Annotated in this window: 8 protein-coding genes; 3 read left to right on the top strand and 5 right to left on the bottom strand. The window is 70.0% G+C overall.

Annotated features, from left to right (window positions below; genetic code table 11):
- Together WA805_RS25315 and trpS are read right to left on the bottom strand one after the other, a co-directional pair.
- A partial coding sequence (locus WA805_RS25315) for a hypothetical protein (protein ID WP_425243586.1) occupies positions 1 to 229 on the bottom strand: 229 nt, incomplete at its 3' end.
- Positions 230 to 350: 121 nt separating this feature from the next.
- Complete coding sequence (gene trpS / locus WA805_RS25310; protein WP_425243585.1) at positions 351 to 1,331, bottom strand: tryptophan--tRNA ligase; 981 nt, start codon at positions 1,329 to 1,331, stop codon at positions 351 to 353.
- A 190-nt stretch (positions 1,332 to 1,521) separates the two neighbouring features.
- Here trpS and WA805_RS25305 point away from each other — a divergent pair, with 190 nt between their 5' ends.
- Genes WA805_RS25305 through WA805_RS25295 form a run of 3 tightly spaced genes read left to right on the top strand, consistent with a single transcriptional unit; the run spans position 1,522 to position 4,218 of the window.
- On the top strand, positions 1,522 to 1,980 hold the full coding sequence (locus tag WA805_RS25305; protein WP_422326684.1) for a nuclear transport factor 2 family protein: 459 nt from the start codon (positions 1,522 to 1,524) through the stop codon (positions 1,978 to 1,980).
- Positions 1,981 to 2,003: 23 nt separating this feature from the next.
- Positions 2,004 to 3,011, top strand: a complete 1,008-nt coding sequence (locus WA805_RS25300; RefSeq protein WP_425243584.1) for an aldo/keto reductase — start codon at positions 2,004 to 2,006, stop codon at positions 3,009 to 3,011.
- A 10-nt stretch (positions 3,012 to 3,021) separates the two neighbouring features.
- On the top strand, positions 3,022 to 4,218 hold the full coding sequence (locus WA805_RS25295; RefSeq protein ID WP_424563423.1) for a low temperature requirement protein A: 1,197 nt from the start codon (positions 3,022 to 3,024) through the stop codon (positions 4,216 to 4,218).
- Here WA805_RS25295 and WA805_RS25290 read toward each other — a convergent pair.
- The 3 genes from WA805_RS25290 to WA805_RS25280 all read right to left on the bottom strand — a co-directional run.
- Positions 4,193 to 4,405 carry a hypothetical protein gene (locus WA805_RS25290; protein ID WP_422277710.1) on the bottom strand — a complete coding sequence of 71 codons (213 nt, stop codon included), beginning with the start codon at positions 4,403 to 4,405 and terminating at the stop codon, positions 4,193 to 4,195. The two genes, WA805_RS25295 and WA805_RS25290, sit on opposite strands and share 26 nt — an antisense overlap.
- 77 nt (positions 4,406 to 4,482) lie before the next feature.
- Positions 4,483 to 5,850: an RNA polymerase sigma factor gene (locus tag WA805_RS25285; protein WP_422277712.1), complete on the bottom strand. Its 1,368-nt coding sequence runs from the start codon at positions 5,848 to 5,850 to the stop codon at positions 4,483 to 4,485.
- 130 nt (positions 5,851 to 5,980) lie between these two features.
- Positions 5,981 to 6,583: AMP-binding enzyme (locus tag WA805_RS25280; RefSeq protein WP_425238275.1), on the bottom strand; the 603-nt coding region annotated here is incomplete at its 5' end.

Here is a 6,583-nt window from a genome sequence, read left to right as displayed (position 1 = left end):
CCACGGCGGCCATCACCCAGCGCACCCGGGCCCGCCGGCGTCGGCGCGGCGGCCAGTCCGCATCCAGGTCGCGCCAGTCCCAGCTGGCAGTGGGAGGTTCGCCCGGGTCCCGCTCCCAGGTGATCGGGTACAGGTCGGTGCCGTCGTCTTCTTCTGAACGGAAGGTGTCTTCGCCTCCATACGGGTCATGGCGACCGGACGGCGGCCTGCCGTAATCCCATGGGCTCATCTGGCGCTCCCCAGCTCCGACCCGTAACCGGGTGTCAGCTACCCGTCACCAGGTACTACGCAGCGGTCAGCGGCCAGGTTCAAGCGCGTCCGCGGCCAGTTTCTGTTTCCCTCGGTGCGGGCTAGTACCGCATCCCCATCGCCGTGCGCACCTCCTCCAGCGTGGCGTCCGCGATCTCCCGTGCCCGCGCGCAGCCGTCGCGGAGCACAGCCCGCGCGTGAGCGGGGTCCGCGGCGAGCGCCGCGCGCCTGGCACGGATCGGCGCGAACCGCTCGTTGACCGCCTCGGTCACCGTCTTCTTGAGCGCGGCGGCCCCGCCGTCGCCGATCTCCCCGGCCAGTGCGACGGGATCGGCGTCCAGGCACAGCGCGGCGAGCAGCACGAGGGAGGAGACTTCCGGCCGCCCGGCGGGGTCATAGGAAATAGTCCGAACGGAATCGGTCTTCGCCCCTTTGATCAGCCTGGCTGTCTCGTCGGAGGTCGCCCGGATGGCGATCGCGTTGCCGCGGCTCTTGCTCATCTTCGTGCCGTCCGTGCCGAGCAGCAGCGGCGCCCGCGACAGCATCGCCTCCGGCTCGGGGAACGTGCGCCCGTATCGCTCGTTGAACCGGCGGGCGATCAGCCGGGTGACCTCCAGGTGCGGCAGCTGGTCCTTCCCGACCGGCACCAGCGTCGCCTTGCAGAACAGGATGTCGGCCGCCTGGTGCGCCGGATAGCTGAACATCAGCCCGCTGACCGACGACTGCCGCGAGTGCGCGATCTCGTCCTTCACGGTCGGGTTCCTGTTCAGCTCCGGCACCGACACAAGGCTGAGGAACGGCAGCAGCAGCTGGTTCAGCGCCGGGACCGCGCTGTGCGCGAAGACCGTCGTGCGCCCCGGGTCGATCCCGATGGCCAGGTAGTCCAGCACCAGGCCGAGGACGTGCTCGTCGAGGCGCTCGGCGGTGTCCCGGTCGGTGAGCACCTGGTAGTCGGCGACGAGCACGAATACCTCGGCCCCGCCGTCCTGCAGCCGGACCCGGTTCTGCAGGCTGCCGAAGTAGTGGCCGAGGTGCAGCGGCCCGGTCGGCCGGTCGCCGGTCAGCACCCGTGTCGTGGTCATGGGGTCGCTCCCTGTGTCAGCGGGGGACGACCCGGTCAGCGAAAAGGCCGTCCCATAGTGATGGACGGCCGTTCTGCTAGCTTCTCAGCGCGCGCGGCGAAGGCAGCCGTCCCTATTCGGGACGCCACCAGCCCTGAAGGACGCCGCCGCGCATACTGACAAGGATAACCGCCAGCAGTGGAGGCCGCACATGACAGACCGCCCGCCGTTGCCCCCGTTCAGCCGCGAGACCGCGCTGCAGAAGGTGCAGGCAGCCGAGGACGCCTGGAACACCCGCGACCCCGAGCGGGTGGCGGCCGCGTACACCGCCGATTCCGTGTGGCGCAACCGCGACAGGTTCATCGCCGGCCGGGACGAGATCGTCGCGTTCCTGGCCGGGAAGTGGCAGCGCGAGCTCGATTACGCGCTGCGGAAGAACCTCTGGACGTTCGGCGAGGACCGCATCGCGGTGCGCTTTCAGTATGAGTCGCATGACGCGGCGGGGCAGTGGTGGCGGTCCTACGGGAACGAGCTGTGGGAGTTCGACTCCCGCGGGCTGATGCGCCGCCGCGAGGCCAGCATCAACGACGCGCCGATCGCGGAGTCCGAGCGCCGCATCTTCGGACCGCGGCCGGAGGCGGAGCGGGGTACCGAGTTTCCCCTTCGCTGAGGCGGTCGTGAAAGGCTAGCGGCATGGAGTACACGCATCTAGGCCGCTCGGGCCTTTCGGAGAGCCGGCTGTGCCTCGGGACAATGAACTTCGGGTCGCTGACCCCCGCTGCCGAAGCCCACGCCATCATGGACCACGCCCACGAACTCGGCATGAACTTCTTCGACACCGCCAACACCTACGGCCGCGCGCAGTCACCGCCAGGCCAGGTGGCGAAGAACGACCAGTCGCACGCCGGGTGGACCGAGGAGATCATCGGCGACTGGCTCGCGCAGGGCGGCGGCCGGCGCGAGCGCACGGTCCTGGCGACAAAGCTCTATGGCGACATGACCTCATGGCCGAACGACGGCAAGCTGTCCGCGCTGAACATCCGCCGCGCCTGCGACGCGTCGCTGCGCCGGCTGCGGACCGACTACATCGACGTGTACCAGATGCACCACGTGGACCGCGCCACCCCGTGGGACGAGATCTGGCAGGCGATGCAGGTGCTCGTCACCCAGGGCAAGGTCCTGTACGTGGGCTCGTCGAACTTCGCGGGCTGGGACATCGCGCGGGCGTGCGAGACCGCGCGGGCCAGGGACTTCACCGGACTGGTCAGCGAGCAGTCGCTGTACAACCTGATGACCCGCGCCATCGAGCTCGAGGTGCTGCCCGCCGCCCGCGCCTACGGCGTGGGCGTCATCCCGTGGTCCCCGCTGGAGGGCGGCCTGCTCGGCGGCGTGCTGAAGTCCGAGCGGGAGGGACGGCGGCGGCTGGCCGGCCGGTCGAAGCAGCAGGTGGAAAGCCACCGCGAGGAGATACAGGCGTACGAGGACCTGTGCGACAAGCTCGGCGAGGAACCCGCCAGCGTGGCGCTCGCCTGGCTGCTCCACGTCGACGGGGTGACCGCGCCGATCATCGGGCCGCGCACGCTCGCCCAGCTCGACAGCGCGCAGCGGGCGCTGCAGGTCACGCTCGACGAGGACGTGCTGGCCAGGCTGGATGAGATCTTCCCCGGGCACAAGCCGGCCCCGGAGGACTACGCCTGGTGAGCGCCAGGAGGTGAGCACGCAGGCCCCTGGCGCCCCGGCCGCGCGCCGGCTGCTGCGGGACCGCACGGGCGGCAACCGGGTCACGAACATCGAGCTGTTCTTCGACCTGGTGTACGTCTTCGCGGTCACGCAGCTGTCGCACAACCTGGTGCAGCATCCCACCGTGCGCAGCGCCCTCCAGTCGGCGCTGCTGCTGGCGATGGTGTGGCTGGCCTGGGCCTACACCACCTGGGTCACCAACTGGATGGACCCGGAACGTCTCGAGGTCCGCCTGCTGCTCGTCGTGCTCGCGCTGCTCAGCCTGGCGATGTCGGCGGCGCTGCCGCGCGCCTTCGACGACCTGGGCTGGGTGGTCGGCGCGTCCTACGCCGTGCAGCAGGTGGGCCGCAGCGTGTTCATGGTGGTCGCGCTGCGCGGCCCGCTGCAGCGGAACTTCGAGCGGATCCTCGCCTGGTGCACGGTCAGCGGCGCGCTGGCCGTCGCCGGCGGCCTGGTCGGCGGCCATGCCAGGGAACTGCTGTGGCTGCTCGCCGTCTGCATCGACGTGGCCGGCGGTCTCACCGGGTTCGCGACCCCGTTCCTCGGCCGGTCCCGCACCGCGGACTGGACGATCGCGGGCGGCCACTTCGCCGAGCGGTGCCAGGGGTTCATCCTGATCGCGATCGGCGAGTCGATCGTCATCATCGGCGCCACCCTGTCCACCCTGTCCGCGACGCGGCACATCACCGGCGCCACGGTCGCCGCGTTCGTCGTGTCGTTCGCGGGCTCGGTGGCGCTGTGGTGGCTGTACTTCGACCGGTCGGCCGGCGCGAGCGCGGAGGTGATCGAATCCTCAGACGACCCGGGCCGGATCGCCCGCACCGCCTACCACCTGGTCCACCCGCTGATGGTGGCCGGCATCATCGTCACCGCGGCGGGCGATGAGAAGATCCTCACGTCCCCGTCATCGTCGGCGCCCGCGTCGTCCGCCTGGATGATCCTCGGCGGCCCCGCGCTGTTCCTCGCCGGGCACGCCGCCTTCAAGTTCGTGGTCTGGCGGGTGGTCCCGTGGACCAGGCTCGCCGGCATCGCCGTGCTGGCGCTGCTGGCCCTCGCCGTCCCCGTGCTCCCCGAGATCGCGCTCGCCGCCTGCGCGGCCGCCGTGGTCGCCGTGGTGGCGGCCCTGGACCGGGTGGGAGTGCCTACTCGTCCTCGTCGGTCTCCATGACGACGCTGATGCTGTCGTTGGCCAGCAGGAACGAGATGTCCTCCAGGCTCTTGGCGATCGAGAACAGCAGGAACGGCACGGCCGCCTGCGCGTCGCCGCTCAGCATCCCCGCCGCCACCCGCAGCTGGGCGCTGTAGTCGGAGCCGATGTCTTCCTGGAGCGCGTCCAGCAGCCCGTCGTCGTCCACGTTCGGAATCTTAATGCAAAACGTGCCGGGCCCGGCGGGAGGTCGGGCCCGGCACGCGGGCAGAGGCGAAAGGCCCCTTAAGAGGCGAAGTCGAGCAGCGGCTGCGCCCTCGACGGGTGCCGCAGCTTCGACAGCGACTGCTTCTCGAGCTGGCGGATCCGCTCCCTGGTCAGGCCGAGCGCGCGGCCGATCTCGTCCAGGGTGTGCGGGTTGCCGTCGTACAGGCCGAACCGCATCGCCATGATCGTCGCCTCGCGCGGGGTGAGCGCGTCCAGCGCCGACCGCAGCTGCTCGGCCATCAGCTGACGGTCGACCAGCTCGGAGGCCTCGGGCGCGTCCACGTCCTCGATGAGGTCGCCGATCGAGGTCTCGCCGTCCTCGCCGATCGTGGAGTCGAGCGAGATCGGCTGCCGCGACGTGCGCAGCAGCTCCTCGATCTGGTCCGGGGTCCTGTCAAGCTCGACGGCCAGCTCCTCGGGGGTGGGCTCGCGGCCGAGACGCTGATGCATGTCGCGCTCGACGCGCGACAGCTTGGACAGCATCTCCAGCACGTGCACCGGCAGCCGGATCGTCCGCGCGGAGTCAGCGAAACCACGCTGGATCGCCTGCCGGATCCACCACATCGCGTAGGTGGAGAACTTGTAGCCCTTCGAGTAGTCGAACTTCTCGACCGCGCGGATCAGGCCCAGGTTTCCTTCCTGCACGACGTCAAGCAGCGACAGCCCCCGGTCGCTGTACTTCTTCGCGACGGAGACCACCAGCCGGAGGTTCGCCTCGAGCATGTGCGCCTTGGCGCGCCGCCCGTCCTCGGCGACGAGCTCAAGGTCGTGGCGGCGCTCGGGCGACAGGTCAGGCTCGGTGTCCAGCTTGTGCTCGGCGAACAGCCCCGCCTCGATCCGCTTGGCCAGGTCTACCTCCTGCTCGGCGGTGAGCAGGCTGGTCCGGCCAATGGACTTCAGGTAGGTGTGCACCGAGTCGCCCATGGCGGGCGTCTGGTCGTCGAGGTCAACCGCGTCGGTGAACGAGGCGACGTCCGCCTCGATCGAGGCGATCTCGTCGTCCCCGGCCTCCCGGTCCGCGCCCCCGTCCGCAGTGGAAGAGCCGGCGTCGCCGGATGCCTTCTTTGACCGGCCCCTCTTGGCGGCGGTAGCCTTCGAACCGGTGCCCTTCACCGTGGCGTCCGAGACGGCCGCAAGGTCCGACAGGGCGACCTTGAGGCCGGACCCCTTGTCGGTCTCCTCGTCGGCCAGCCGGACACCGGCCTCGCTCAGCTCACGGAGAATGGACCGAGCCTCGGCGGGGGTAAGCCCCGCCTGCTCGAAGGCAGTCCGCAGGTCCGAAAGGGACAGGTGGCCCTGGCTGCGACCGCGCTGGATCAGGTCGTCCACGCGAGTCGAGCTAGCGTCCTCGTCAGTCGCCGGGGCGGCCATGGCGATCCGCGGCATGAGACACCTCCCTCCTACTGGTTACGTGCGCGTTCGTCGCGCCGTTCACTACAAACAACGTCTTACGGTCCCCGATGGATGGCTTGTGAGTGAGCCCGCCGGTTTTAACCGGTGTATCTTGCGGGCACTCTTAATTAACGCTTAGCGCCGGAAAATGTTCCCGTTCGCGTAACGTTCCTGCCGCCTTGAGGGAAGCCAGGTCGGGCTTTCCGCTGGCGAGCACGGGGATGGCCCGCGTCAGCACGACCTCACTCGGGCAAGCGTAACGTGGCAGCCGCTCGCTTACATGCGTACGTAGCAATTCTAGACTCGGCGGGTCAGCGGGGTCGGCGGGGACCACCACTGCCGTGACCCGCTGGCCCCATTCCGGATCGGCACGCCCGACCACAACGACCTCCAGTACACCAGGACAGGACTCGAGCACCGCGGCGACCTCGCCGGGGACCACCTTGTGCCCGCCGGTGTTGATCACGTCGTCGGCGCGTCCCCGCACGACTACCCGCCCGTCGCGGACGTAACCGAGGTCCGAGGTCACGAACTCATCTCCCAGGTCAGGGCCACCGCGGTACCGGTTCATCAGCACCGGCCCCGAGATCCGCAGCAGCCCGTCCCCGGCGGCCCGCACCGTGACCCCGTCCAGCGGCACCCCGTCGTACACGCAGCCGCCGCAGGTCTCGCTCATCCCGTACGTGGTTACCACCCGCACCCCGGCCGCCCGCGCCCGGTCGAGCAG

Source organism: Trebonia sp. (genome assembly GCF_049794275.1).
Lineage (GTDB): Bacteria > Actinomycetota > Actinomycetes > Streptosporangiales > Streptosporangiaceae > Trebonia.
This window is presented reverse-complemented; position numbering and strand designations above follow the sequence as displayed.